This window comes from Paenibacillus violae, from assembly GCF_032461945.1.
GTDB lineage: Bacteria > Bacillota > Bacilli > Paenibacillales > NBRC-103111 > Paenibacillus_E > Paenibacillus_E violae.
Genome location: NZ_JAWCUD010000007.1, coordinates 139,238 through 165,215 on the forward strand (window position 1 = coordinate 139,238; position 25,978 = coordinate 165,215).

Sequence of the window (25,978 nt, forward strand, 5' to 3'; positions counted from 1 at the left end):
GATTTTATTTATACGCTTGTTTCTGTTCTTCGAGATGGGAAGGTGTAACTTCGAACATGGAATCGATTAAGCCCGGAACTGTCATTTTCTCAGTTTCCTCAGCTTTTTTAATGTGCTCAGCAACAGTTGCTTTTGCTTCTTCTTTCACTTTCGCCTCTTCTTCTTCGCTCCACAGACCTTTTTTGGTCAGGAAAATACGCATGCGCGTAAGCGGATCTTTCGGCTCCCAATCGGATTCCTCGTCTTTGGTACGGTATTTCGTCGTATCGTCGGCCAAGGAGTGAGGACGGTAACGGTACGTCAATGCCTCAATCAATGTAGCGCCTTCGCCTTTGCGGCCTCTTTCAGCAGCTTCAGACACAGCTTGAACAACAGCCAGAACGTCCATACCATCTACTTGCACGCCTTTGATACCTGCAGCAAGTGCTTTATGAGCAACAGAAAGTGCTCCTGTTTGTTTGGAGTAAGGCGTTGTGATCGCATAACCATTGTTTTGTACAAAATAAATGGCAGGCAGCTTAAATGCTCCTGCAAAGTTCAAACCTTCGTAGAAATCTCCTTCAGAGCTTCCTCCGTCCCCAGTGTACGTAATCGCTACACGAGGTTGGTTACGCTTTTTGAATGCCATAGCTACACCAGTTGCGTGCAGAATTTGTGCACCAATGATGATTTGCGGCATAAGAACGTGAACATCCTGCGGAATTTGACCGCCATGTTGGTGTCCGCGGGAATATAGGAATGCCTGGTAAAGCGGAAGTCCGTGCCATACGAGCTGCGGCATATCGCGGTAACCCGGGCAAATAAAGTCATCTTTATTTAAAGCAAATTCACTACCGATCATGGAAGCTTCTTGTCCGGATACCGGCGCATAGAAACCAAGACGTCCTTGACGACCGAGATTAACGGCTCTTTCGTCCCAAACACGTGTGAATACCATTCTTCTCATTAACTCTCTTAATTGGTCATCGCTAAGTTTAGGCATTTTGTCGGGATTTACAACTGTGCCGTCTGGAGCCAGTACTTGTAAAGGCTCAACCTTTTCTGTGGTCACTTCGTAATTTGCTTGGCTGACAAGTGGCTTACTCATACCATTTCACCTCTTATATGATTTTGATGCCTGCTAGCTACACTTCTGTTATAGTATTATTATAAACCTGTTTTTGTGAATTGTACACCGCTATCCTTATGATATATGACCTTTTTTCGTGGAAGCGAATAGTACAGTTTAGGAAAATATATAATACAGTTAACATGAAATTTACAACTGCTATAATACACCTTACCCAAACCATTTCCAACTTACGCTTCACATACCATTTTTCCCCACTAGGATATAAAGGAGATTACTCGATGTCTGATGACGCTCGCTACTACCAAAGAACGATTGTGAAAGATGAACTCACCTCTGTCCTGCTCCAAGAAACACGCCAACTTCGCGTTTATTTGCCTCCCGGTTACAACGAGCTGCTCTCCTATCCGGTTATTTATTGCCAAGATGGCGAGCAATTCTTCAATTTCGGACGCATCGCCACAACCATTACCCGTTGCATATTAGATGAAGACCTGGAGCCAGCTATTGTGGTAGGTGTGGATGTGAACGCGGCTAACCGCACGTCCGAATATGCGCCGGAAGGCGAGCGTCATGACGCTTACTGCCGCTTTTTCGCAGAGGAGCTGCTCCCTTATGTGGAAAGCCGCTATCCTGTAAGGACGGAGCGCAGTGAACGCATAGTCGCAGGTGATTCTCTCGGTGGGACCGTTTCCTTGCATCTCGCCTTAGATTATCCTAGCCTTTTTTGCCGCGTTATATCCTTATCTGGCGCATTTTTCGACATTACCCGCGAACGCCTTAAAGCGGTCGACGATTTATCTTGGCTTGAAATGTACATGTTGATTGGCTTGGATGAAACGGATGTCAAAACGGAGCGAGGAACCTTTGATTTCGTCAGAGAAAATCGTTTGGCCAAGGAAGATCTCGAAAGAAAAAATGCTGTGCTTCATTATATCGAGAAACCTGGCAAACATTTGTGGGGATTCTGGCAAGGGGAACTGAGCGCGGCGCTGCATTATTTTCTTGGGTAAAACTATCACATATAAAAAAAACGGTCCCGCTTCCGTCAATTGACGAAGTCAGACCGTTTTTTTATTTCTTGATCGCGTATCGCTCCTTCATCAGCTCCACCATGTCGCCGATTTGCCGGTCCGTCGGATATCCCGGGATTGTTTCAGGACTTTTCACTTGCAGCCCTCTAGCCATCATAATTTCAACTAAGTTCGAAATAAATTGCTCAGCTGTTAAAGGAATGTTCAAGCATTCCGCCAAACTCGCCATGCTCCCCGGTGCCACAGCAGGATACTCGCTTGGGTCTGCCGATTGCGCCGCGCGCTCGTAGAAGCCTCTAGCCAGCGCTGCTTTCGCCTCGCCTTCACCTTCGACAATAATAAAAGCTTGGACCGATAAAGCCAGCTGCTGCCTGCGCTGTGCGATCCCGCAGAACTTACGGCCGCCTACACTTAGGTCGAACTCTCCCGGGCAGAAAGACCCCATTACCTCACCTTGATCGATATGATAAGTAAGTTTGCTCATCACCTCACGGATCAGGGCCACCATGGCTTCAAAATCTTTGCGATGCTCCATATCCCCGGCTTCTTTCGGCAGCAGTAAAGAGACATTCACAACGCTCAGATCCAGCGGAACCGCTGCGCCTCCTGAATTTCTAACAGCCGTATCGTACCCTTGGTCGAGCAACCATTGGTTAGCAAGTGCCGCTTCCGGGAGTCGGCTATCTCTAAGTCCCATGACAAAAGCTCGCGGGTGCCGCCAAATATGGAGGATCGGAGGCGCCATTTTCCCAATGGACCGGCAAAGAAGTTCTTCCAGCGCAAAAGCATATAAAATCGATCTTGAGGCCGTTTCCTGTGTTCGGTCAAGGATCACCATTGAAGAAGAAAGGGGTGTATTCGTCATTTACATAATCTCCTGAGCCTGCTATTTATGTTCATCCTCCGAATTGTAAGCGAATCTAGCGTTAGCCGCAACGTAAAAATCGCTTCTTTTCGCCAAAAAACATCAAAATTTAGGATACATTTCGAAGGAATTCCAAGTTTTGTGTCGAATAAAAAGTGGAACATCAAATTTTTGTTAAGTAGGCGAGATCTTTGAACATTTTTGACGATTTACTCCTGAATATCCTTGTTTTAACCGTCCCCATTGTTTTAACTCACATCTTTTGGCTCGAAAAACCCGGCTCTCTAGACAGTTATGATAAATATCGTCAGGTATTTCTTCTATTTATCTGCACACTAGCCGCCATTTTTTGCGTGACCCATCCTTTCTTTAAACCCATAGGCAATCATTTCGATCTCCATATTATTCCCGTACTCATCGCTTTCTTATATGGCGGCATACGCTCAGGACTAGCGGTTTCCGGATTCATACTCGCCTATGTGTACATCATGAACGGCCCGAATTTCGTGTGGATCGTCACCTTACTAGCTCTTCTCATCCCCTTCATCGTGGCTTTCATTGCGCTGAGCAATTGGAAGCACCTAACCCCCAAAGTGATGTTTCCCACCCTGCTTGCTTTCATCAGTGCTCTAGCAACTTTCTGTATCACCCTGCTGTATAGAGTCAGTTCTTTTGCCACAGTAGATCGTACTTTTTTGCTATATGGTATCGTGTATTGTCTCGTTCACTTATTTACGATGTGGCTCCTAACGTACTTAATTGCCCGAATCCGCGAAAATATCACATTGCGCCAAGAAATTCAGCGCTCTGAGAAACTCAATGTCCTCAGTGAATTGGCCGCTTCAGTCGCCCATGAAATTCGCAACCCCATGACGGTAGCCAGAGGATTCATGCAAATCCTCAGTCAATCGCAGGTCACGGAAGAGAAGAAACATATATACACTTCTATGGTCATCGAAGAAATTGACCGCGCCCAAAGCATTATTACCGACTATTTGTCTTTTGCCAAACCTGAGGCTGAGAAGCTTGAACCACTTAACTTATCTGACTTGTCATTCAAGCTAAACAATCTGATACTTCCATATGCCGCACTGCGCGGGGTTGATGTTCAAATCGACATGAAATCCCCGTTGGTCATTCAAGCAAATGAAGAAAAAATCATGCAATGCCTGCTCAACCTCACCAAAAACGGCATTGAGGCTATGACGGACGGGGGCGCACTGCAAATCATAGGCTTCAAACGAGGCCCCCACATTATTCTACAAATTAAAGATACAGGCATCGGTATGACCGCTGAACAGATCAACCGCCTTGGAACCCCTTTTTATTCCACCAAAAACAAAAGCACTGGACTCAGCATGATGGTCTCCTATCGCATCATCCGCACCTTAGGAGGACTCATTGAAGTTACGAGCGAGCCCAACCAAGGTACCTGTTTTACGATATCACTGCCGGCCGTTTGATTGGCTCGCAAGAATATCCATGATCCCTTTGAACAAAGGTATGGCCTTGTTGCTTTCCGTTGGATCCGTATTTTTGATAACAACGGATACCGCATACTTGGGAGTAGCCACCGGGCCATATCCGATAAACCACTGATTCACCTTTTCCTGCTTGCCGACCATCGTTTGAGCGGTACCGGATTTCCCTGCGAGCTGCCACTTTGCATCCTTCAGCCCTTGGCCAGTCCCATCGGTCACGACTTCTCTCATCCAGCTCAACAGCGTACGGCTTGTCGAAGCGGATACATATCCCTCTGCATCCTTTCGCGTTTGCGGTTCAAACTTCTCCATCACGCGATCGGTCTGGTAGCGGATTTCTTGGACCACTCTCGGCGAGTAGCCTTTTCCATTATGAAGTAAAGTAACAATCATATTAGACGCCTGCAAAGGGGTCATCATGACGTCTCTTTGTCCGATGGCTGTCTGCATAAGAACACCTTCATCATCGTGCGGCGTATGGGCGCCAAAGAGCTGTCCAGTCTCTTCGCTATCTAATTGATGGAGGAGGATCTTCGTGTCCGTCTTCCCTGACCAACCCACTTCATCCAGCACGCCAAGCTTATGCGCGAAGCTTTCCAGTTGGCCAGCCGTTAAGCGCTGCATGACTTTGGCAAACACGATGTTGCAAGACTGTGCGAACCCTTTTTCCAAGGTTAAGGGGCCATGTCCCTCTTTCCTCCAGCAGGTAAAACCGTACTTGCCAAGAGCTCCTTCACAAGTGAATGTCTCTTTGGGATTAACCACACCTAAATCCAGCGCAGCGGCCGCCACAACGGTTTTAAAAATAGATCCGGGAGCTGTTGCTTTAAGCGCATAGTTGCTCCAGCTTTTACTTGCAAGATCCACGGATGTGGGATCATAGTTGGGCCTGCTCGCCATGGCGACGATATCGCCTTGTGCGACTTCCTGAACGACGGCAGCACCATCCCGTATTTTCAATTTATCCATTAGCGCTTCAATTTGCCTCTGTACGCTTACATCAAGTGTCGTAACTAACTTAACGGGATAAAAGGCATTATTCGGCGCAATCATACGCGCATCCAGTCCGGTTAACGGCCTTTTGCCGGCATCCATAAAATAAGAGATCGATGTCTCTCCAATGCCCCGAAGCCAGAGATCGAAGGTCTTCTCAAGGCCCGCCCCGCCAATCTTCGTTGTTAGCGCGACCTTGCCTTTTTCCAGATCCGCGCCGTACAGGTTCATCACGCGATCCGGATTTTGTCCAATGAAGCCGATCAACTGCCGCGCAGTCATCCCGCTCGGATAACGGTCTTCCATCTGCACTACCTTTACATTCGGCAAGTTCAGTGCTTCTATCTGCTCTTCCTGTCCATCCGTTAACGCGACAGGTTTGCCACCACTGGCTTGACTCCACACTTGCGGCTCTTTCAGATCTTTGGTGAATACACGCCAAGACTCCGCATTCGTCCGCAAAATCCGGACAAGCTGATTCACCTGCTGCGGACTTGCTTGAAGATCGTTATTGATGGGAAACACAACGAGGGATTTCACAATCTTTCCTGTCATCGGCTGCAAGTTCCGATCCAATATTTCGCCTCGGCCGCTCTCCAGCACTAGCGCACGTTGTCTTTGAACGACTGAGTTTTTAAGCAAATTAACTCCGTGTGAACTGTAATTTTCTGTTGCTGCAATTTGTATCCAGAACAGCTTACCTACTATGCCAATAAATAGGAGTACGATGGTAAGAAGAACAAGAAAAATACGGCGTTTTTCAAGTGAAGATAACTGTTTGACCCTCATACACCTAACTCCTAACGATGTCATTCATCCTAATCTTAGATGTTATCAGTATCGTCACTCCTGCACGTAGACAAACCGTCGATACGCTTATTCGGAAACAAAAAAAAGCCCACCCTCTTAAACAGAGAGTGGACTTCGAATTGTATACAACTAGACTTCGAATTTGGATAAGGTGTCGGTAAGCGATTTGGAAAGCAGATCCAACTTGTCCGACAGCTTCACTAAGCCATCGCTGATGCTAAGCTGCTCGGAGCTCAAGGAAGCAACTTCCTCCGAAGTAGCAAGTGATTCCTCCGCTACAGCACTTACATTCGTCATGGCGTCCGAAAGAACGACTTGCGATTGTTCCAAGGTTGAGATCGAATCGCTGACGGTGCTGAGCTGCTCAATGAAGCCGCCCATGTGGTTCGTTACTTGTTTGAAAATAATATCGGCTTCTTTCACCGCTAGAATCTGTTCTTTGAAGATCGGCGTTGCTGTTGAAAGCACCTTCACCGTTTCATCGATTTCTTTCTGAATCGTTTCGGTAATTTGACCTACGACATCAATGGATTGACGGGATTGATCTGCCAGCTTCCGAATCTCATCCGCAACAACCATGAAGCCTTTGCCCGCAGCTCCGGCACGTGCAGCTTCAATTGTCGCATTCAAGGACAAGATATTCGTTTGCTTCGTCATATTATTCAAAACGTCCAGGATTTTACGAATCGAACGTGTGCTATCTTTCAAGTTGTCGACTTTATCGACCATGGAACGGATCATTTCTTCCGTCAAGTTCGTCTTCGAAATGAGCTCGGACATGTATTTCGTTCCTTGCTCACTGGAGCTCTGCACATCCGCTGCAGCTGTCCCCATCTCCAGGTTTGCTTCGATAACCTGTTTCATCTGGATACCGATATGATGCGTCAGCTCATTGCCTCTTTCGGACTCTGTCGCCAAACCTCCGGCACCGTTAGAGATTTCATCCGTAGCTACAGCAATTTCTCTAGCCGCAGTAGCCGTTACCTTGGAGGAATTCGTTAACTCTTGCGCCGTTTCAAAAACCGCTTGTGCAGAGGTGCTGGTTTGCTGAACCAATGTTGTAATCTGCTGCATCATCACATCGAAGCTTGCGCCCAACTGCCCAATCTCATCTTGCGTTGTATAGTTGGCACGCACGGTTAACTTCCCTTTAGCGCCTTGCTGCATCAAGTTGCGAAGATTGATCAGCGGTCGTCCAATCATTCTGGCAACGAATAATCCGATTAACACTGCCGCAATAGCCGCAAATAAAGCGATTAAAAGCGTGTAGTTGAAAATCTTTTTAGCGTCCTTCACAAGCGAGCTAACTGGGATATCCCCTACTAGATTCCAGCCGGATATAGATGATTTGTAATAAGCTACCAAATGATCATCTTTTGTTACAAAAGAGCCATGTTCTTCATCTCTTTGCTCTTTCGTTAATTGAATTGCAGCATCTTTTTCGAGCTCGGTAACATCTGCAGTTGCAACGTTCTTATTGTCTGCATTCGTTATGACAACCTTGCTGTCATCTCCGAGAGACATGCCCGTAATTTCTTTATTCAAGAGATCCGTGCTAAGTTCTAACATTAACACGGCAGTCGTGCTGTTCGTTAGCGTATTTCTCATAAGACGGCCAATGGCAAATGTGTTCGTGGAAGAGCTGGAGTATCCTTTAACTTTACTATCCAACCACGCTACTTTTCCCCCATTGTCCACAATTTTCTTAAACCAATCCGTTGATCCTGAATTTTCGCTTAGCGTGCTTCCGCCAGAACCCGTAATGACAATAAGCTTGCCGTCTGGTCGATAAAGATGAAGCGTTTTAATAGACTTGTTAGCGAAGGTCACCACATTTAATTTATCCGTTAATTGGCGAACAACCTCCAGTGATTCGTACGAAGTAGGATCTAACGTAGGAACTTTCTCAAGAAGGTCCTGCAGCTCTTTGTTCAGCATAATTTGTAATGATGTGTCTTCGAACGTCTGATAAAGGAAATCCAGCTTCTGACCTGCTTGTGTGACAGTTTGCAAGGAGGATTCTGCCACTTTGTTCTTAATGACATTTTTGGACACGCTGTAAGAAATCATACCCACAATGAGAACGAAGAACAAAATGCTGATAAAAAACATTAAAAACAGCTTCATGCCTACGGACTTCACCGGATTTTCCAGCTTAACCTGCCTCATTTCTTTGAAAGCGACTGTGCCCATTTGCTTAGATGTCTTACCTGCCGCTCCCGCCACACGACCCCATGGCACATTTTGGAATGTTTGCACGAAAGCTTTGTTTACAAATGCGAGAATACTTTGGAGTCTCTTCTTCATCTTTTCACCGCCATTAGTTTCTGTTCATTGTCCCCGTACTTTCGTCCTAAAATGAAAAGGGTTACAATTAATGTTTTTTATTCAATTCGACAACATTTAACAATTTCCTTTAATATTCGCTCTAAAAGAAAATAAAAAAAAGAAACTTTCTCCAATATAACCCAGTCTGGAGAAAGCTTCCATGGTACTATTTTCCTGTTTTCTTACGCATCATATCCCATTTTCTTACAGGAAATTCTGTTTTTAGTTTAATAACTTGAAGCGGATGCCTTGCTGCATCCAGCTCCTGCCCCTCTTCATTCCAGATGACGCCAACCTTTTGTTTAAAATGCGTTCCCTCTGGTCCGAAGAATTCAATTTCCTGCCCCGGCTTGAAATGATTTCTTTGTTGAATCAGCGCGGTACCCGTTGCCTCATCATAAGACAGCACCAGACCGACAAAATCAAACCCGACCACTTTATCCTCCGGTTCGAAAATATGATCTTCAGGGCCCGGCGTATCGTAGAAGAAGCCCTCGTTCAAAGGCCGGTTCGCCGCTTTATAGATCTCATCCTGCCAAACAGGATTGAGTTTAAAGTGTTCCGGATCCTCAAAATAAGCATCAATGGCTTGTCGATATGCATTAACAACCGTCGCTACGTAATGGATGCTCTTCATTCTTCCTTCAATTTTGAAGCTGTCTACACCGGATTCAATCATATCGGCAATATGTTCGATCATGCTGAGATCCTTCGATCCCATCGTAAAAGCAACATCTTCCTCGCCAAACAACGGCAAATCCGTCGCCAGCGGCGCTGATTCCGGCTGATCTTTGGCAAACAGGTCATATTTCCAGCGGCATGATTGCGAGCAGCCTCCGCGGTTGGAGTCACGATCCGTAAAGTGATTGGAAAGCACGCATCTGCCGGAGTAGGAACTGCACATTGCCCCATGAATGAAAGCTTCAATCTCTACATCGACATGCGCTTTAATTTGGTCAATTTCTTCCATGCTGACTTCGCGGGCCAAAACGACGCGCTCAATGCCTTGATCTTTCCAGAACTTCACGGTTTGCCAGTTCATCACCGACTGCTGTGTGCTCACATGAACTTCCAGTTTAGGCGCGACTCTTCGGCATGTTTCCATAATCAACGGGTCCGCTGCGATGATGGCAGAGATACCAACCTCTTGAAGTCCTCGTAGGTACTCATCCAGCCCTTCAATATCCTCGTTATGTGCATAAATGTTCGTTGCTACGAACACTTTTGCTCCGTAGCCGTTCGCAAACTCAACCGCTTCACGCATTTCTTCAAGCGAAAAGTTGTCTGCGCTGGAACGAAGACCATACTTCTGGCCGCCGATATATACCGCGTCAGCTCCGTAATGGATAGCAAATTTCAATTTTTCCAAATTGCCCGCAGGGGCAAGTAATTCCGGTTTATGCAGTCTAACACGCTTCCCTCTCGCTCTTGCTTCTAATGCTGTCGTCATCTTGAAAACGCACCTTCTTCCATCTATCAATATACCTGTTCTTTATAGAAAAACCCGTACGACAATTCGCGTTCAGGGTCCTGCAATTCTGTTATCGCATCCAGCCATTCTTGCTGGAACTCAAATTCTTCCGGGTTTGCGGCATAAGCGTCAATGACAGCACGATAGCTGCGAACAACTGTTTCGTTATACGCGGTCGATTTCAGGAGACCTTCGATTTTGAAGCTATCGATCCCGCCGTCCATAAGCTCAGGCAAGTTCTCCAGCATGCAAAAATCCTCAGAACTCATGATGTGCGTACCGTTACTATCCTCATACACCGGGTAACGCTGATCACGGCGCTCATGTTCGATAAGGAACAGTCCGCGTTCAATGGAACGATCCTCCGTTGATGCATCTTTCCCTTGGTGTTCGATATAATTTTTCACTAGCTCTCGCTTTGAGTGATAAATATTCGTGATGCCATGCACTTGAACTTCAACCGCTAACTCCGTATTCTCTTTAAAAGCCAATACCTGTTCCATGTTCAGTTCTCTGGCCAGAACAACCCGGGTTGCCCCCTGTCTGCCCCAATAATTCGCAGTCGCGAAATTGGTAGAAGTCATCTCTGCATTCCAGTGCAGCGCTAGCGGCTTTGGTAACGTGCGCGCAGCCATAAGGACTGCGGGATCACCGAAAATAACGCCATCCACATTATACGCCTGAAGCTTGCTTAAATAGTCTGACAGGCCCTCCAAGGAGTTGTTGTCAAAAATTTTGTTCACCGACACATACACCTTTGCCTGTTTCTCATGCGCCCAAGCTACCGATTCTCCAATCTCCTCTAGCTTCACGTTTCCAGGCAGACGCATAGCGTAACGCTCTTCTCCAATTATGACACTGTCCGCGCCGGCTTCAATCATTGTTTTCAATTCAGCGCTACTACCGCAGCTTATTACTAACTCTGGTTTTTTCACTTGCTTACCCTACCTTCTGTCAGCTTCCTAACGTGGTATTAATTCGCGGCCTTTTTACTTTCCGCAATATTTTTCTTGTGTTCTTCATAGGTCTCTGCGAACAAATGCCCCTTCGTGCCATCCTTCTTCGTTACATAAAACAAGTACTTCGTTTCTTGCGGATAAATCGCTGCTTTCATCGAGGCAAGGCTCGGACTGGCTATTGGCCCCGGAGGCAGCCCTGTGTTCAAATACGTATTATAAGGGCTTTGTATTTGCAAATCCTTTTCCAACAACCGTTCCTTGGACTTATCAAATAAATATTGCACCGTTGCATCAATTTGCAGGGGCATATTCTGTTTCAACCTGTTTTGAATAACGCCGGAAACAAGTGCCCTTTCGTCGTCCTGGACAACCTCTCGTTCAATTAAAGAGGCGATCGTTAGCATCTGATGCACGCTAAGTCCACGCTCTTTGAGCTTATCTTTCCAGTCTGGCGGCAGCGTTGCAAGCTTCTTGTCCAATTGCTGCAGCGTACGCTCAATGAACTCCTGCTCCGTTGAACCCTTCTTAAATTCATACGTTTCCGGGAACAAGTACCCTTCAAGCCGGTGTTTCAAGTTCTTGTTATCCGGAATGCCGCTCGCAGCGGTCTCTTCCGTCAAGCCTGCAGGCGCATCTGCCAGCTTCAGAAACACATCTTTGTTCCACGGCGTCTGTTCACTTAATTTAGAAGCAATTTGATCAACGGTGTACCCTTCAGGAATCGTTATACGAATAACCTCTTCCTTTACCGTTTCCCCTTTATTAAGTTTTTCAATCATCTCATCGAAGGTTAAGCCGGGCTTCATGTCATATTCGCCGGCTTGAAACCTGGAGCCCTGCTTCTTAACTTTTAGATAATACGTAAAAATGGATGAATTCTTAATAAGTCCCTTCGTTTCAAGCTCTTTCGCGATTTGTACAGATCCGGCGCCTGGGGGAATGGACACCCTCACTTCTTGCTCAGAGGCTTCAACCGGCTGCAGGCCATTCGCAATATATAATCCTATACCGCTTGCTGTCCCGATAATAATGAGTAGAAACGTACCCACTATAAGAAGAGTTAGCTTCAACTTCTTTGTTTTCGTCGTCTTCCCTGCGCTCTCTTGATCAAGCATGTTGTTCACGATGATCCTCCTAAACGTTTTGCAGCAGCAAAAACAAAACTCTGCTATCGCAAGCTCTCCAAGCAAACAAAAACGAGCGGATGCGCTCCGCTCGGTTGTTTACTTCTTACAAGTCATCCTGATCTGGAAATACCATCTCGTCGTAGAGCTCCGAAACAGTTTCGTATTCGTCGTCATCTTCGATGGTTTCCAGCTCGTATTCGCCGTCCGCATTCTGCGTCACCCGGAAAACCGCAACCTCGTCTTCTTTCTTGAGTTCATCGGATTGCAAAACCGCATACGTTCTATTGTCATAAACGAATTCTTTAAGAAGATGATAAACCGTTGATTCATTTTGCTCATCAAACAAAATAATATCATCCCCGTAAGCTTTGCGCAATACGTCAGAAAGCGTCGTACTCATGCTTCTTCTTCCTCATCGAATTCTGCCATTAATGTGTTGAACGTTTCTTCCACGATATTCCACTCTTCTTCATCGTCGATGGTGAACAGTTTCAAATCTTCGCCGTCATCATCTTCTTCATAACGAAAGGCATACACTTCGTCGGATTCTTCGTCTCCTCCGTCCGTAGGCACCACCATCATGTATTTCTTGTCAGAACCGTCCACTTCGAATTTCATGATAACCTCGAACTCTTCTTCGTTGCCTTCATCGTCCGGGATGTAAATGATTTCTGGTTCCTCTTCACGCAATTCTTCTTTGGACATGTTCATTCACCTCTTCATATTGGCATCCATATACCCTTGCAGGATGATCTGCGCGGCCATTTTATCAATGACCTGCTTCCGCTTCTTCCGGCTCACATCTGCTTCAAGCAGTGTGCGAGTCGCTGCAACGGTCGTTAGACGCTCATCCCACAAGTGTACGGGTACACTTAGTTTTTGTTCTAGCTCTTTCGAAAACTCGATGGCCAATTCGCCACGAGGACCAATCGTGTTGTTCATATTTTTGGGTAAGCCAACGACAATTTGTGTGACACCGTACTGCTCAACAATCGCAACCAGCCGGTCAATGTCTTCTCCTGGCTTACGACGATGTATGACTTCCAGCGCTTGTGCCGTCCATCCCAGCTCATCGCTCATCGCTACACCGATCGTTTTATCCCCGTAATCCAAGCCTATCCATCTCATGCGGTTCTCATTTCCTTCTATTTGTGTTGACCCAGATAAGCGCGAACCAACTCTTCAATCAGTTCATCGCGTTCCCGTTTACGAATGAGGCTGCGCGCATTATTATGCCGTGGAATATAAGCAGGATCTCCGGAAAGCAAGTACCCGACAATCTGGTTGATCGGATTATACCCTTTTTCCTGAAGAGCATCGTACACCGCTAATAACACATCTTTGGGCGATGTCTCTATTTCTTCTGCTTTCACGTTGAACTTCATCGTTTTATCCATGGAACTCATCAGGAGCACCTCACTTTCCTTGTGAAACCATTTGTAAAAATTTGAAAACTGTTCGTGTATACTGGTTTATATTCTCTATGGGTTTAAAAATTCCTGTCCCCCAAAAAAATAATTATGCAAATTGCGACAGAAGTCCCTCAACACCGGAAAGCGCAGCCTGTAATTTGGAAGCGTCTTTACCGCCTGCTTGGGCCATATCCGGTCGACCTCCACCGCTTCCGCCAACTGCTGCAGCTACTTCTTTAATAATTTTACCGGCATGGAAACCTTTTGCAACAAGATCCGGTGTAACAGCTGCAACCAAATTGACTTTATCGTCAGCCACAGCGCCTAGAACGATAACAGCAGATCCCAATTTTGCCTTCATTTCATCGACAATGTTGCGAAGAGAGTCCATATCCGCTGCGTTCACTTGGGCAGCTAGCACCGAAACACCGGCAGCTTGCTTCACTTGATCCGTTAAAGATCCCGCTTCAATGCGGCCAAGTTTGCCGCGCAGCGACTCGTTCTCACGTGCCAGTTCTTTCACTTGCTGCAGCGCTGCTTCTACACGTTTCGGAACGTCCTGAACGTTCGATTTGAGCATGCCTGCTGCTTCTTTGAGCAATTGCAGCTGCCCGTCAAGGTATTCATACGCGCTGCGGCCAGAAACAGCCTCGATTCGACGTACACCGGATCCGATACCGGATTCGCTCACGATTTTGAATAGACCGATTTGACCCGTGTTCTGAACGTGACAGCCGCCGCACAGCTCTAAGCTGTAATCGCCGACTTGCACGACGCGCACGATATCGCCATACTTCTCGCCGAATAGTGCCATAGCTCCCATCGCTTTCGCATCAGCAATTGGTTTCAATGAAATTTCGACATTAATGTTATTCCAAATTTGACGGTTTACGCGCTGCTCAACATCTTGCAATTCTTCGCTGCTAATGCTGCCGAAATGCGAGAAGTCAAAACGCAAACGATCCGGTTCTACCAAAGAGCCTGCTTGGTTAACATGCGAGCCCAGAACTTCTTTCAACGCTTTATGCAGTAAATGCGTAGCCGTATGATTCTTGATGATATCCCCGCGCTCAGCAGATGCTACGATAGCCTCTACCGTGTCGCCTTTACGCAGTACGCCAGACTCCACTACGACTTTATGAACATGCTGCCCATGAGGTGCTTTAATCACATCTTCAACCTTCAAGGTAACTTGGCTGTTGCGAATTGTTCCGAAGTCGCTCACCTGGCCGCCGCTTTCCGCATAGAACGGTGTGCGGTCCAGAATAACCTGGCAAGTCTCGCCTACGCCAACGATGTCGACAAGCTCATTTTCATGAACAATAGCTTCAATATTAGCAGTAACTACCAATTCATTATAACCAACAAATTCGCTTTTAACCGTCAATTCCGACAGCGGGCCGCCTTGTACCTTCATTCCGCCTTCTTTTTGACTAGCAGCTCTTGCACGGTCACGCTGTTCTTGCATCGAAGCGTCGAACCCTTCACGGTCAACCGTCAAACCTTTTTCCGAAGCAAAATCCTCCGTCAGATCGAACGGGAAACCATACGTATCATATAATTTAAAAGCATCCGGTCCGCTGATTTGATTCGTACCGGCTTGACGCGTCTTTTCGACCATCTCCGCTAGGATAACCAAACCATCGCTTAACGTTTCGTGGAAACGTTCTTCTTCGGTACGAATAACCTTCTCGATAAATTCACGTTTGTCTACAACCTCTGTGTAGTAAACGCCCATGATCTCACCCACGGTAGCAACCAATTTGTACAGGAACGGTTTATCTTGCCCAAGCACTTTCCCGTAACGCACAGCACGACGCAGCAAACGGCGGATAACATAACCGCGTCCTTCATTCGAAGGAAGTACGCCATCGCCTACGGAGAAGGCAACCGTACGAATGTGATCGGCGATTACTTTCAGCGCCACATCGTGATCATCGTTCACATGATACATCACACCTGTAAGCTCACAGGTTTTATCGATAATCGGCTTGAACAGATCCGTGTCAAAGTTGGAATCTACGTCTTGCAGAATCGAAGCGAAGCGCTCCAGTCCTGCACCTGTATCAATATTTTTGTTAGGAAGCGGTGTGTAGCTGCCGTCCTTATTATGGTTGAACTGTGTAAATACAAGGTTCCATACTTCCAAGAAACGTTCGTTTTCTCCCCCAGGCCAGCACTCCGGATCGGATAAATCGCCGTATTTGTCGCCACGGTCATAGAAAATTTCCGTACAAGGACCACATGGACCTTCGCCGATGTCCCAGAAATTATCTTCTTTTAGCTTGTAGATACGCTCTTCCGGGATACCGATTTGTTTGTGCCAAATCTCAAAAGCTTCTTCATCATCTTCGTGCACCGTGACGGAAATACGGTTCGGATCAAAACCGATCCATTGCGGATCCGTCAAAAACTCCCAAGCCCATGGAATGACTTCTTTCTTAAAGTAGTCACCGATAGAGAAGTTCCCTAACATTTCGAAAAATGTATGGTGACGGCGCGTTTTCCCGACATTCTCAATATCGTTCGTACGAATACATTTCTGAGCATTCGTAATACGCGGATTTTCCGGAATTTCCCGTCCATCCAAATATGGCTTTAACGGCGCAATACCGGCGTTAATCCAGAGCAGCGACGGATCATTATGCGGAACAAGCGAAGAGCTGGGCTCTACTTTATGCCCTTTACTTGCGAAGAACTGCAACCATTTGGAACGAATTTCACTTGCCTTCATCTCACTCAAGCCTCCATATTTACCTATAATGTTTGAAAACAAACAAAAAACGCCCCTGTAACATACAGGGACGAATCATCGCGGTACCACCCTGGTTATTGCGTTCCCTTCCACCCAAGCCTGCGGCAGAGGAAACCTAGCAATCTCCTTGTGCGGATCTGTAACGGGTCCATCCGGTGGAGTTCATCCACACTCCGAAATTAGCGTTCAGCCATCCTAGCACCGAGAGGTTCTTCCAGCCGGATTCGCGCATAAGCTGCTCACCGGAACCTCATCTCTGACAGTGGACTATGACTTACTTCAATTTCATCAACGCTTTTGCAGTAGATCTAGATAAGGCAAATTATAACTTTATGCCTGAACCGTGTCAATATTCATCCCTGTTCATGGAACCAGTTTGGAGTGGGCATCGTAAGTACATTAAAATATCGTTCCGACAAACTCGAGAGGAAGTGATGCTAATGGATTTCTCGACACTTACGCTGCTAGGGCTAATTACACCTGTTTTTGTACTCGTGATCTATATTATGGCTAAAACGCTCATTAAGAAAGAGATTCCGGATAGCCGATATAATCCTTTCGATTATATAACAGGTCAAACCCGCGTTGAATTTCAAGAGCAAAAAGAGGAAAAGGAAGAAAATACCGATCAAGGAGACGATAAAGATAAAGGATTAAAATCATAGTTGACAATCGTTCTCAATGGCGATATACTAAGATCATTGATAATGATTTTCATTATCGGATAAAGCAACATAGAATCAACGTTTAATTCATTCCGTAGCCCATTCGATGGTTTACGTATGCCACACCCTTTAATATCCTCAACCCTCGTGCAAAACCCCTGTGTACCATGATCCCGCAAGTCATGATGCACGGGGGTTTTGTGCGTCTATTTGTACGTCTTTTTATGCAACCTAACCTATCCTTAGATCCAACTAAGTCGTGGGTTTATGAACATAATGCAAGAAAACGTGCTGAATAATCACCTTCATAACGGCGAAGAAGGGTACTGCTAGTATTAATCCGACTATACCCGCTACTTCCCCGCCGACCAATAAGGCAAAGATAATGACGAGCGGATGCATATGCAGCTTTTTGCCTACCACTTGCGGTGAAATGACATTCCCCTCAAGAATTTGCACGGCTAAATTCACAATCGCGACGAACAGCACCATTTTGAGCGAAATCGTTGAAGCCATAATGATCGCCGGTGCGGCTCCAAAAAACGGCCCAAGGTACGGAATAATATTGAAAACCGCCACAACACTGGCGAGTAAAAGCGCATACGGCATATCAATAAGCCAATACCCCAAATAGGCAAGCCCCCCAATAATGACGCAAACCAACAACTGGCCGCGAATATAATTCCCAAGCGCAGTATCGATATCGATGAGAAGCTTAACTGTTTTCTTCCGGTGCTCCTTCGGTACGATAGCAAGCGCCGTCTTCTCGATGATTTGAAAGTCTTTCATAATATAAAAGGCAACGAACGGCACGATAAAAGCGATAAACAGCATGGAGATCGTGCTTCCAATCTGATTCATGTAGTTCGATATCGCCATGGAGATGCTATTTTCCAACTTCGTTAATGAGTGGTTAAAACCGTCTCGCACACTGTCCGGCAGCAGTCTATTCTGGTTAAAGCCGTCCACGATCGATTGCGCGCGAATTTCCATCTGCGGCATGTGTTCGTTCAGCTCCGCGATTTGGGTCATAAATACGGGGGTCATATTCATGATTATGACAGTGAGTGAGGAAATAAAAACACAATAAATCAACAGCACGGCAATCGTTCTCGGCACTTTGCGCTGGTTCAGCATATTCACTACCGGGTTCAAGATGTAGGAAATAATCACAGCAATGAAAAATGGCGCTAATATCGCTTTTAAAAAAGTGAATAAGCTTAGTAAAATAGGTTTGATCAGCAGCAGCATATAGATACATGCCAGTGCCAAAAGCAAATACACCAGCCCTACAAACCATCGATTTCTCCAAAAACGTTCCATCACGTTCACCTCAGTGATTCTAAATATGTCTACGCTCATACAGTATATGTACATGCTGGTCAAATTAACCTTGTAGACGAAAACAAAGAGACGCTACTTCACAAGCACGGTTGTGCCCATTAGTAACGTCTCCTGTTTGCTATTATGGTTAATTTGCGTGTTCTTGGATCAATGGCATTTCTTCTTCAAAAAACAAATCATCCAGAGAACTTAGCGTTCCGTCTTCCTCTACTTGATACACGGACATTTTCTCTCCGTTGACGCTGAGTTCGATAAAGCAACCCCAGCAATAAAATTGGTGGGAACCGATCTTTCCAATATCTTTGGAATTACAGTTTGGACAACGCATCTTGCTCACCCTATTCTTCTTTGGATACGAAGAGTTCTTCTACTTCCTGAGAGCAATGTACAGGCACTATTATGGCATCTTCACCTTTGGTTGCCGAATCCGGCATGGGAAGCCATTTACGCCCTTCCTTTAAATCAGAAATAAACCCTTCGGACAATTCATAACCTACTATTTGTTTACCCCAATCTTGGGTTAAATAAACATCTTCTACCACGCCTAATTTGTCTCCGCCGACAGTAACGACTGGAAGACCTTTAATCGGGTGGCTTCCTTCCAGAAAAGCATGGCATTCAACTGCCTGCTCAAACTCGACTATGACATTTTCGTTCGGTATGGTAACGGCATCTTCGCCTGCAGCGACAACTCCATCCCACGGTACGTACCGTAAGGAGGAAAACCACATCTTTGCTTCTAGAATAATGCCTCGTATGTTCCATTCAGGGTCAATCATCAAATCTTTCACTTGGCCTAATTGTTTACCGGAGTCTACCGTCAGAACGGGAAGTCCGATCAAATCATGCGCTCTGCGCAAGGTGCTTTCCTCCTAGAACCACCCGGTACTAATTATTACGCAGCCGTTTGATAATGGTTGCAATTTTCTGGGCAGCTGTTTCAATTTGATCTTTAGAATTCCCCATTCCAAAGCTAAATCGAACGGCAGAGGCTGTAACATTTTCTGGGAGTTTCATTGCTTGTAAAACGTGAGACACTTCAAGTGAACCGGAGGTGCACGCAGAACCGCTCGCTGCAGCCACATCTTCCAGGTCAAGATTCATAAGCAGCGTCTCTGTGGATACGCCAGGAAAGCTGATGTTTAAAATATGCGGAACTTGTTGTTCGGCATGTCCATTTATCGTAAATTGATCACGGCCTATTTGCTGCTCCAAGCTAGTAATCATACACTGTCTAAGCTCTGCAGCTTGCTCGTAAAGGGAATCAGTCATAGGGAGAATCATCTCCATTGCCTTGGCAAACCCTGCTATCGCAGCTACATTCTCCGTTCCCGCGCGGCGCTTTCTTTCTTGTGCACCGCCATATACATGAGGAACCAGCTTCGTGTTCTTGGACACATACAATGCACCCACACCATTAGGACCATATATTTTATGGGCAGACAAGCTAAGCAAATCAACCGGCAGTTCATGAAGATTCAGCGGCAATTTACCTAAGGCTTGAACGGCATCAACATGAAAAGGAATATTCCGACTTCGTGCTAACCGGCCAACTTCTGCAATCGGTTGAATCGTGCCTACTTCATTATTCACATACATGATGGAGATGAGAGCCGTATCGGGACGAATAGCCGACTCCACATCTTCGACTTGAATAAGACCAGTCGGACCTACTGGAAGGTAAGTGACCTCATAACCGAGGTTCTCCAGCCGTTCACAGGGATGCAGGACAGCATGGTGCTCAATCTCTGTCGTAATGATATGTTTCTTGCCATTATTGTTCGCATGGATGATCCCAAAGATCGCCATATTATTGCTTTCAGTCCCGCCGCTCGTAAAGATGAGTTCACTAGGCAGACAGCAAAGTGACTTCGCCATCGCGTCGCGAAAGCGGTTAAGTGCAGTTCTCGTCGCTCTGCCGAAGCTATGCGTGCTGGAAGGATTGCCAAAATAAGCTGTATAAAAAGGAAGCATAGCTTCCATAACGTCGGGATGCACCGGCGTGGTCGCCGCGTGATCAAGATAAATTGGATTCATAAATCACCTTTAGATATAAAACATGTAATTGTCGTGCTGGCCTGCATCTTCAAAGGAAATCAGGTTCGCAAGCGTTGTAGAATCAAGCACTTCCGCGATGCTGTCGCGGATACGGATCCATAAATCGCGTTTAGCCGGGTCATCTTCCTCCGTAAAGTCGACAGGACTAATCGGTCCTTCCAACACGCGAATCACTTCACCCGCTGTCACTTGATCAGCAGGCTTGGAGAGAATATATCCACCGTACGCTCCACGAATGCTTTTAACCAATCCCGCGTTACGCAAAGGAGCAACTAGCTGCTCGAGATAATGCTCGGATAGCTGATGCTTTTCGGCAATACTTTTGAGGGAAGTCGGACCTTCACCAACACGATTGGCCAACTCCATCATGATCGTTAAACCATAGCGGCCTTTTGTGGAAATTTTCAAAATCTACACCTCATTCAACATTTATGCCATCAAGGGGGCTAATTGATATTACGAGAAATTGTGAGTTGTTTACCTACTGCTTTGTCCACGTTCAGACAGTATGCTCGTCCCTATCTAGGTAAACAGCGTTTCCATTTTTAACAAAAACATTCCTAAACATCCGTATATCGTATCTATGTTATCATAATTCCTTGTTCTGTGGGGGAAAAACAATGACATTCTCATGAAATATTTTAATTTTTAACTAGAGAGATGTATAATAGGAAGAGTTTCAAAGATTAACGACTAAGTCTCACAGGATGGAAAAGAGGAACACAAGCCATGAATAAAAAAACACGAGTCATTCTGGGTATGTCCGGGGGGGTCGATTCTTCTGTTGCCGCACTGCTCTTGAAAGAGCAAGGATATGAAGTTATCGGCATTTTCATGAAAAATTGGGACGATACTGATGAGTTTGGCCATTGCACAGCCGAAGAAGATGCAGAGGATGTCCGAAGAGTATGCGACCAGCTCGGAATCCCTTTTTATACAGTTAATTTTGAAAAACAGTACTACGATAAGGTGTTCGCTTATTTCTTGGACGAGTACACCAAAGGTCGCACGCCGAATCCGGATGTGATGTGCAACAGAGAAATCAAGTTCGGTGAGTTGCTCCAGAAAGTCATGGATTTAGGCGGCGACTATATCGCAACCGGCCACTACGCTCAAGTGAAAGAGCAAGACGGCGAGTACGTGCTCCTGCGGGGCAATGACCCGGGCAAGGATCAAACCTACTTCCTCAACGTGCTTACGCAGCAGCAGCTGTCCAAAGCCATGTTCCCGATTGGTCACCTGCCGAAGCCGGAAGTTCGTAAAATTGCCGAGGCAGCCGGCCTTGCAACTGCAAAGAAAAAAGACAGCACGGGGATCTGCTTCATCGGAGAGCGCGATTTCAAAGAGTTCCTCAGCCAGTACTTGCCCGCTAAACCCGGCAATATGGTTGATATCCGCAACGGTGAGGTAAAAGGCCGCCATGACGGGCTGATGTACTACACACTAGGTCAAAGACAAGGTCTTGGCATTGGTGGTTCAGGCTCAGGCGAACCTTGGTTCGTCGTGGATAAAAATTTGGAAACCAACGAACTTCTAGTCGTTCAAGGCGAGCAGTATCCTGGACTTTACTCCAAGGGGCTGACAGCGACAGATGTAAACTGGATCTCTCCGAAGAAACCTCAAGGCCCATTTGCCTGCACAGCCAAATTCCGTTACCGTCAGCCTGACCAAGGCGTAGTCCTAACCTTCATGGAGGATGGAACGGTCCAAGTCGTATTTGATGCTCCGCAGAAAGCAGTAACACCAGGTCAATCCGTTGTTTTCTATGACGGTGAGGTTTGCTTAGGCGGCGGTGTGATTGATAAAGTTCATAAATAATACGAGACAAAATAGATGGTTTGAGAAAGAAGGATGATCAGTTTGATTAAAATGAATGAGGCGGACTTGAAGGCTGCTACGTACGAAGATGTGACAAAAATCGTGAAAGAAGTCGGCATTCTACCTCTCTCTTCTTTCATACCGGATCATCCTTCGCTTGAATCCATGACAACGCAAGAACAATGGCATACCGGCTTGGAGACGGATCCATGGCTTTGGCGGGATCGTCTGCCAGGTGACGGACTTGCTGCCTATGGGCGTTTTTTCGCTAAGAAGCCTTTATTAATTTCAGCGGATCTCTTCCCTTTGGTAAAAAATTTATTGGAAGACCCCTACTCCGTGGAAGAACGCTATGAAGACGGACTGCTTCCCAAATCAGCCGTCGAGCTGTTTCAAGCAGTTGAAGCGAACGAAGGCATTGATGTCAAAGCGCTTCGAGCTGTTACCGGAATGAAAGCCAAAGAGTCCAAAAATGAATTCGACCGTGCGCTCATTGAATTGCAGAGCAAAACGGATCTTGTAATTGCAGGCATCAGCGAGCGTTTGAATGCCAATGGGACAAAAAACGGCTGGAATAGCACCTGCTACATGACAGCCCTGCATTGGATGGAGCTTCATGGCCTAGCGGTGAATGCTTCGCCCACTCCTGAAGCGAAAAATCAGTTTAGAGCCTATATTCAGGAGCGTTATAGCTCCAAGGCTGTTCAATACCTTGGGAAGATTTTTAAGTTATAAGAAAAAAAAGACAAGGACCTCTTTCTCTTAGGAGGTTCTTTTTTTATCTCCTCAATCTGCAAAAAGTGCCCTAATTTACCTCAGCGCCTGCAAGTATGCCGCCTCGCGCCTACGCGAACCCTATAGGCGAAAGGTGTGAGCGAATGAGTAAAATCTCAGCCGTGCTTCTCCTGCTTGGACTAAGCTGGTGCGGCACAGCACAAGCGAGCATGGAAGCAGACATCCTGGAAGCTATAGCCCGACAGCCAGCTCAATCTCAAGACCCTGAACGCCTCTATGCCAAATGGAGCCGAGTCGCTTTTCATGAAGCCGGTAAGGTATACACCTTACTAGATTATAAGTATTTGGGCCATTCCCGTGTAGCGCCAGGGGTGGATCAGCAGCAATTTCGCTTCTGGGTTCGACATCAAGGCGTTGAATTCCCGCTAATTGTATCTATTCGGTATGACCCTGTGTCGGAAAAACTTTTTACCATTCAAATGGAACAGGAAAGAAGAGGGAACTTACAGATCTTATAGATCTGCAGGTCTCCCTCTTCTTTTGTGCTGATTCTGCCGCATCTTATCTTCCGTTCCCTGCTCGCTGGCCGCAAAAATGATTTCATGTTTAATATCATCCGGTAAATACTGCTGCTGCACATAATGCCCTGGATAATCATGCGGATACATATATCCTTTGTGGCCGAGCTTCTCCGCTCCTTTGTAGTGCGTATCGCGCAAATGAAGCGGCACGTCCGCAGATTTAACGCGCTCCATCATCTGCTCCGCACGTGAGATAGCTATCGGGATGGAATTCGATTTGGGACTCTCAACCGCGAATAAAATTGCCTGGGAAATGACGTACTTCGATTCCGGCCAGCCTATCTTGTGGTACGCGTCCATGGCCGTCACAGACTGCACCATAGCCTGCGGGTTCGCCAGGCCGATGTCTTCGCTGCTGGCGACGATAAGCCGCCGCAGGAACGTCATAGGGTCCATGCCGAGCTTCTCGACGGCATACAAGAACCAGAACAGCGCGGCGTCACTGGAGCCGCGTACGCTCTTGTGAAAGGCGGACAAGACGTCATACTGCGTCGACTCGTCCGCTTTCACGATGGGGCGGCGGATCGACTCTTCCGCCACCTCCAGCGTGATCCGAACCGTACCATCCGGTTCGGGCGAAGTCGTGAGCGCTGCCAGCTCCAGCGCGTTCAAAGAGCGGCGGATGTCGCCAACGGCCATCTGCGCAATATGCTCCAGCGCCTCCTCGTCCACGTGGAGGCTCATGAAGCCGAGCCCCTTGTCGGGATCGGCGATGGCTCTTCGCATGGCGATGAGCGCATGCTCCGCCGTGAGGGGCTCGAGCTGAAACAGCGTCGAGCGCGACAGCAGAGCCCCGTTCACATGGTGAAACGGGTTCTCTGTGGTCGCCCCGATGAAGATGAGGATGCCCTGCTCTACGGCAGGCAGCAGCGCATCCTGGCGCGAGGTGTTGAAGCGGTGCACCTCGTCCAAGAACAAAATCGTCTTGCGGCCGTACATCGCTTTATTAGTCTTGGCGAGCTCGATGATCTCTCGCACATCTTTGACCGATGCATCGACAGCGTTCAGCTTCATGAACTCTCCCTTGGTCCGGTTCGCGATGATATTGGCGAGAGTGGTCTTCCCTGTGCCCGGCGGACCATAGAGCAGGATGGAGCTCACCTGATCGGCTTCAATGGCTCTGCGCAGCAGCTTGCCTTTGCCGACAATTTGCTCTTGACCGATGTACTCGTCCAGCGTTGTAGGTCGCATACGGTCGGCGAGCAGCTTGCCAGTCGGTTCTTGCGATGAGGCATATGTAAACAAGTCCATGTTGGTTATTCCTTTGCTATGGGTTTAAATAGACTGTTTCCATTATACGCCTCATGGGGTAGACTGTCATGTCTTGTATGGGGATGAATGCTTGGCAAGCTCGCGATGAGAAGCTGTATTATGTACAGGAAGTTTGGTGCGAAACGGGTGTTTCAAAACGAGTTACTGTATTTCCTACAGTTAATAACTGCAAATTGGTTAGAAATTGGGGAACCTGTCGGAATTTGCTGCATCTTTTGCAGGATCTGAGCGGTTTAGGGCTGGATGGCATCTATTTGATGTACAGAATACATCAATTAGGGACTGGCACGGATGAGTTGGGTAAGGCTCATTGTTAGGGCAATCAGGTCGAGTTGCAGTCTGTTTGGTTGAGGTTGCGGTTGCGGTTCGAGCAGGGTTCTGACGCATTTGGGTCTCGAAGCTGCTGTGAGTGGGCGCTAGGGAGGGCTGGCTGATGTGCTGCTCTTGATGGGATTCATGGCACTTTAACTAGTTAGCTTTTAATTGGAGTGTTCATGTTACCACGACAGCCAAGTTACTGCTTGTTTGAGAATTTCTGTAGCCTAACGGACTGAGGTAACTCTATTTGCTGCTTTTGGGACAAATTTTGCATCTAACGGACTCACGAGTCGCTAAACGCCTTGGATTTGCCTGATACAGCAACAAAACCATTAGATAACGCCTCCTCAGTCCGATAGCTCTTCAAATCTAGCTCATTTGGCAGAATAACGGCTCCTGGGTCCGTAAAGGGATACGGGAGGTGGAGGTCGAGGGGGTGCGGTTGCTGTTGAGGTTGCAGTTGGGTGTGGTTCGAGCAGGGTCCTGATGCATTTGGGTTCCGAGGCTGCCGTGAGTTGGCGCTAGGGAGGGCTGACTGATGTGCTGCTCTTGATGGGATTCATGGCACTTTAAGTAGTTGGCTTCTATTGGAGTGTGCATGTTACCACGACTGCTAAGTTACTGCTTGTTTGAGAATTTCTGTAGCCTAACGGACTGAGGTAACTCTATTTGCTGCTTTTGGGACAAATTTTACTTCTAACGGACTCACGAGTCGCTAAACGCCTTGGAGTTGTTGGGGTTGGGGTTGGGGTTGGGGTTGGGGTTGGGGTTGGGGTTGGGGTTGGGGTTGGGGTTGGGGTTGGGGTTGGGGTTGGGGTTGGGGTTGGGGTTGGGGTTGGGGTTGGGGGTGCGGTTGGGCTTGGGCTTGGGCTTGCACTTGGCC

26 protein-coding genes are annotated in these 25,978 nt (G+C 46.9%); 8 read left to right on the plus strand and 18 right to left on the minus strand.

All coding sequences use genetic code 11. From position 1 onward, the window contains the following. Positions 1 to 4: 4 nt before the first annotated feature. Positions 5 to 1,087: a pyruvate dehydrogenase (acetyl-transferring) E1 component subunit alpha gene (gene pdhA / locus RQP52_RS20290; RefSeq protein ID WP_127455364.1), complete on the minus strand. Its 1,083-nt coding sequence runs from the start codon at positions 1,085 to 1,087 to the stop codon at positions 5 to 7. Between the two features lie 263 nt (positions 1,088 to 1,350). Between pdhA and RQP52_RS20295 the strand changes: the two genes are divergently transcribed. Beyond that, entirely contained in the window at positions 1,351 to 2,082 is a 732-nt protein-coding gene (locus RQP52_RS20295) for an alpha/beta hydrolase (protein ID WP_315953563.1), read from the plus strand. A 61-nt stretch (positions 2,083 to 2,143) separates the two neighbouring features. Here the strand turns inward: RQP52_RS20295 and RQP52_RS20300 are convergent, their stop codons facing one another. Beyond that, positions 2,144 to 2,968, minus strand: coding sequence for a lipoate--protein ligase family protein (locus tag RQP52_RS20300; RefSeq protein WP_315953564.1), 825 nt, complete (start codon positions 2,966 to 2,968; stop codon positions 2,144 to 2,146). Between the two features lie 191 nt (positions 2,969 to 3,159). Here RQP52_RS20300 and RQP52_RS20305 point away from each other — a divergent pair, with 191 nt between their 5' ends. Further along, on the plus strand, positions 3,160 to 4,431 hold the full coding sequence (locus RQP52_RS20305; RefSeq protein ID WP_315953565.1) for an ATP-binding protein: 1,272 nt from the start codon (positions 3,160 to 3,162) through the stop codon (positions 4,429 to 4,431). Here the strand turns inward: RQP52_RS20305 and RQP52_RS20310 are convergent. The 10 genes from RQP52_RS20310 to alaS form a co-directional block, all read right to left on the minus strand. Then, positions 4,414 to 6,231: a peptidoglycan D,D-transpeptidase FtsI family protein gene (locus tag RQP52_RS20310; protein ID WP_315953566.1), complete on the minus strand. Its 1,818-nt coding sequence runs from the start codon at positions 6,229 to 6,231 to the stop codon at positions 4,414 to 4,416. The two genes, RQP52_RS20305 and RQP52_RS20310, sit on opposite strands and share 18 nt — an antisense overlap. A 150-nt stretch (positions 6,232 to 6,381) precedes the next feature. Next, a complete protein-coding gene (locus RQP52_RS20315) occupies positions 6,382 to 8,559 on the minus strand; it encodes a methyl-accepting chemotaxis protein (RefSeq protein ID WP_315953567.1) in 2,178 nt (725 codons plus the stop codon). A 187-nt stretch (positions 8,560 to 8,746) separates the two neighbouring features. Further along, on the minus strand, positions 8,747 to 10,030 hold the full coding sequence (locus RQP52_RS20320) for a peptidase U32 family protein (RefSeq protein WP_315953568.1): 1,284 nt from the start codon (positions 10,028 to 10,030) through the stop codon (positions 8,747 to 8,749). A gap of 26 nt (positions 10,031 to 10,056) precedes the next feature. After that, positions 10,057 to 10,986: a peptidase U32 family protein gene (locus RQP52_RS20325; protein WP_315953569.1), complete on the minus strand. Its 930-nt coding sequence runs from the start codon at positions 10,984 to 10,986 to the stop codon at positions 10,057 to 10,059. Between the two features lie 38 nt (positions 10,987 to 11,024). Continuing rightward, positions 11,025 to 12,125 carry an endolytic transglycosylase MltG gene (gene mltG / locus RQP52_RS20330; RefSeq protein WP_315953735.1) on the minus strand — a complete coding sequence of 367 codons (1,101 nt, stop codon included), beginning with the start codon at positions 12,123 to 12,125 and terminating at the stop codon, positions 11,025 to 11,027. A gap of 115 nt (positions 12,126 to 12,240) precedes the next feature. After that, entirely contained in the window at positions 12,241 to 12,537 is a 297-nt protein-coding gene (locus RQP52_RS20335; RefSeq protein WP_127455358.1) for a DUF1292 domain-containing protein, read from the minus strand. Beyond that, complete coding sequence (locus RQP52_RS20340) at positions 12,534 to 12,842, minus strand: DUF1292 domain-containing protein (protein WP_056610485.1); 309 nt, start codon at positions 12,840 to 12,842, stop codon at positions 12,534 to 12,536. The genes RQP52_RS20335 and RQP52_RS20340 overlap by 4 nt, the downstream gene beginning before the upstream one ends. 6 nt (positions 12,843 to 12,848) lie before the next feature. Beyond that, positions 12,849 to 13,265 carry a Holliday junction resolvase RuvX gene (gene ruvX / locus RQP52_RS20345; RefSeq protein ID WP_127455357.1) on the minus strand — a complete coding sequence of 139 codons (417 nt, stop codon included), beginning with the start codon at positions 13,263 to 13,265 and terminating at the stop codon, positions 12,849 to 12,851. A gap of 17 nt (positions 13,266 to 13,282) precedes the next feature. Further along, on the minus strand, positions 13,283 to 13,543 hold the full coding sequence (locus RQP52_RS20350) for an IreB family regulatory phosphoprotein (RefSeq protein WP_028555746.1): 261 nt from the start codon (positions 13,541 to 13,543) through the stop codon (positions 13,283 to 13,285). Between the two features lie 112 nt (positions 13,544 to 13,655). After that, positions 13,656 to 16,283, minus strand: a complete 2,628-nt coding sequence (gene alaS, locus RQP52_RS20355; RefSeq protein WP_315953570.1) for an alanine--tRNA ligase — start codon at positions 16,281 to 16,283, stop codon at positions 13,656 to 13,658. Positions 16,284 to 16,744: 461 nt separating this feature from the next. On the opposite strand from alaS, the gene RQP52_RS20360 reads away from it, so the two are divergent. After that, positions 16,745 to 16,969, plus strand: a complete 225-nt coding sequence (locus RQP52_RS20360; protein ID WP_157319322.1) for a DUF3951 domain-containing protein — start codon at positions 16,745 to 16,747, stop codon at positions 16,967 to 16,969. A 252-nt stretch (positions 16,970 to 17,221) separates the two neighbouring features. On the opposite strand, the gene RQP52_RS20365 is transcribed toward RQP52_RS20360, so the two are convergent. The 5 genes from RQP52_RS20365 to cymR form a co-directional block, all read right to left on the minus strand. Continuing rightward, positions 17,222 to 18,292, minus strand: a complete 1,071-nt coding sequence (locus tag RQP52_RS20365) for an AI-2E family transporter (RefSeq protein WP_315953571.1) — start codon at positions 18,290 to 18,292, stop codon at positions 17,222 to 17,224. 148 nt (positions 18,293 to 18,440) lie between these two features. Beyond that, the gene (locus RQP52_RS20370; protein WP_079419326.1) at positions 18,441 to 18,641 is read right to left on the minus strand and encodes a hypothetical protein; all 201 of its coding nucleotides are present in this window, start codon (positions 18,639 to 18,641) and stop codon (positions 18,441 to 18,443) included. Positions 18,642 to 18,651: 10 nt separating this feature from the next. Further along, positions 18,652 to 19,173 carry a PRC-barrel domain-containing protein gene (locus RQP52_RS20375; protein ID WP_157319179.1) on the minus strand — a complete coding sequence of 174 codons (522 nt, stop codon included), beginning with the start codon at positions 19,171 to 19,173 and terminating at the stop codon, positions 18,652 to 18,654. A 28-nt stretch (positions 19,174 to 19,201) separates the two neighbouring features. Beyond that, entirely contained in the window at positions 19,202 to 20,350 is a 1,149-nt protein-coding gene (locus RQP52_RS20380; RefSeq protein WP_315953572.1) for a cysteine desulfurase family protein, read from the minus strand. A 9-nt stretch (positions 20,351 to 20,359) separates the two neighbouring features. Then, on the minus strand, positions 20,360 to 20,779 hold the full coding sequence (cymR, locus tag RQP52_RS20385; protein WP_127455352.1) for a cysteine metabolism transcriptional regulator CymR: 420 nt from the start codon (positions 20,777 to 20,779) through the stop codon (positions 20,360 to 20,362). 321 nt (positions 20,780 to 21,100) lie between these two features. Here cymR and mnmA point away from each other — a divergent pair, with 321 nt between their 5' ends. The 3 genes from mnmA (at position 21,101) to RQP52_RS20400 (ending at position 23,442) form a co-directional block, all read left to right on the plus strand. Then, the gene (gene mnmA / locus RQP52_RS20390) at positions 21,101 to 22,189 is read left to right on the plus strand and encodes a tRNA 2-thiouridine(34) synthase MnmA (RefSeq protein WP_315953573.1); all 1,089 of its coding nucleotides are present in this window, start codon (positions 21,101 to 21,103) and stop codon (positions 22,187 to 22,189) included. 51 nt (positions 22,190 to 22,240) lie between these two features. Continuing rightward, positions 22,241 to 22,924 carry an AlkZ-related protein gene (locus RQP52_RS20395; protein WP_315953736.1) on the plus strand — a complete coding sequence of 228 codons (684 nt, stop codon included), beginning with the start codon at positions 22,241 to 22,243 and terminating at the stop codon, positions 22,922 to 22,924. Between the two features lie 143 nt (positions 22,925 to 23,067). Further along, entirely contained in the window at positions 23,068 to 23,442 is a 375-nt protein-coding gene (locus RQP52_RS20400) for a DUF3889 domain-containing protein (RefSeq protein WP_315953574.1), read from the plus strand. On the opposite strand, the gene RQP52_RS20405 is transcribed toward RQP52_RS20400, so the two are convergent. Then, positions 23,437 to 24,756, minus strand: a complete 1,320-nt coding sequence (locus RQP52_RS20405) for a replication-associated recombination protein A (RefSeq protein WP_315953575.1) — start codon at positions 24,754 to 24,756, stop codon at positions 23,437 to 23,439. The genes RQP52_RS20400 and RQP52_RS20405 overlap by 6 nt on opposite strands. Positions 24,757 to 24,824: 68 nt before the next feature. Here RQP52_RS20405 and RQP52_RS20410 point away from each other — a divergent pair, with 68 nt between their 5' ends. Then, complete coding sequence (locus tag RQP52_RS20410) at positions 24,825 to 25,094, plus strand: hypothetical protein (RefSeq protein ID WP_315953576.1); 270 nt, start codon at positions 24,825 to 24,827, stop codon at positions 25,092 to 25,094. A 670-nt stretch (positions 25,095 to 25,764) separates the two neighbouring features. Next, positions 25,765 to 25,978: hypothetical protein (locus RQP52_RS20415; protein ID WP_315953577.1), on the plus strand; the 214-nt coding region annotated here is incomplete at its 3' end.

Excerpts from the sequence above, each read along its gene's own strand:
- pdhA (WP_127455364.1), bottom strand. The coding sequence starts at position 1,087 with ATGAGTAAGCCACTTGTCAGCCAAGCAAATTACGAAGTGACCACAGAA.
- RQP52_RS20295 (WP_315953563.1), top strand. The coding sequence starts at position 1,351 with ATGTCTGATGACGCTCGCTACTACCAAAGAACGATTGTGAAAGATGAA.
- RQP52_RS20300 (WP_315953564.1), bottom strand. The coding sequence starts at position 2,968 with ATGACGAATACACCCCTTTCTTCTTCAATGGTGATCCTTGACCGAACA.
- RQP52_RS20310 (WP_315953566.1), bottom strand. The coding sequence starts at position 6,231 with ATGAGGGTCAAACAGTTATCTTCACTTGAAAAACGCCGTATTTTTCTT.
- RQP52_RS20315 (WP_315953567.1), bottom strand. The coding sequence starts at position 8,559 with ATGAAGAAGAGACTCCAAAGTATTCTCGCATTTGTAAACAAAGCTTTC.
- RQP52_RS20320 (WP_315953568.1), bottom strand. The coding sequence starts at position 10,030 with ATGACGACAGCATTAGAAGCAAGAGCGAGAGGGAAGCGTGTTAGACTG.
- mltG (WP_315953735.1), bottom strand. The coding sequence starts at position 12,125 with ATGCTTGATCAAGAGAGCGCAGGGAAGACGACGAAAACAAAGAAGTTG.
- RQP52_RS20335 (WP_127455358.1), bottom strand. The coding sequence starts at position 12,537 with ATGAGTACGACGCTTTCTGACGTATTGCGCAAAGCTTACGGGGATGAT.
- RQP52_RS20340 (WP_056610485.1), bottom strand. The coding sequence starts at position 12,842 with ATGTCCAAAGAAGAATTGCGTGAAGAGGAACCAGAAATCATTTACATC.
- ruvX (WP_127455357.1), bottom strand. The coding sequence starts at position 13,265 with ATGAGATGGATAGGCTTGGATTACGGGGATAAAACGATCGGTGTAGCG.
- RQP52_RS20350 (WP_028555746.1), bottom strand. The coding sequence starts at position 13,543 with ATGAGTTCCATGGATAAAACGATGAAGTTCAACGTGAAAGCAGAAGAA.
- alaS (WP_315953570.1), bottom strand. The coding sequence starts at position 16,283 with ATGAAGGCAAGTGAAATTCGTTCCAAATGGTTGCAGTTCTTCGCAAGT.
- RQP52_RS20360 (WP_157319322.1), top strand. The coding sequence starts at position 16,745 with ATGGATTTCTCGACACTTACGCTGCTAGGGCTAATTACACCTGTTTTT.
- RQP52_RS20365 (WP_315953571.1), bottom strand. The coding sequence starts at position 18,292 with ATGGAACGTTTTTGGAGAAATCGATGGTTTGTAGGGCTGGTGTATTTG.
- RQP52_RS20370 (WP_079419326.1), bottom strand. The coding sequence starts at position 18,641 with ATGCGTTGTCCAAACTGTAATTCCAAAGATATTGGAAAGATCGGTTCC.
- RQP52_RS20380 (WP_315953572.1), bottom strand. The coding sequence starts at position 20,350 with ATGAATCCAATTTATCTTGATCACGCGGCGACCACGCCGGTGCATCCC.
- mnmA (WP_315953573.1), top strand. The coding sequence starts at position 21,101 with ATGAATAAAAAAACACGAGTCATTCTGGGTATGTCCGGGGGGGTCGAT.
- RQP52_RS20395 (WP_315953736.1), top strand. The coding sequence starts at position 22,241 with ATGAATGAGGCGGACTTGAAGGCTGCTACGTACGAAGATGTGACAAAA.
- RQP52_RS20400 (WP_315953574.1), top strand. The coding sequence starts at position 23,068 with ATGAGTAAAATCTCAGCCGTGCTTCTCCTGCTTGGACTAAGCTGGTGC.
- RQP52_RS20405 (WP_315953575.1), bottom strand. The coding sequence starts at position 24,756 with ATGGACTTGTTTACATATGCCTCATCGCAAGAACCGACTGGCAAGCTG.
- RQP52_RS20410 (WP_315953576.1), top strand. The coding sequence starts at position 24,825 with ATGTCTTGTATGGGGATGAATGCTTGGCAAGCTCGCGATGAGAAGCTG.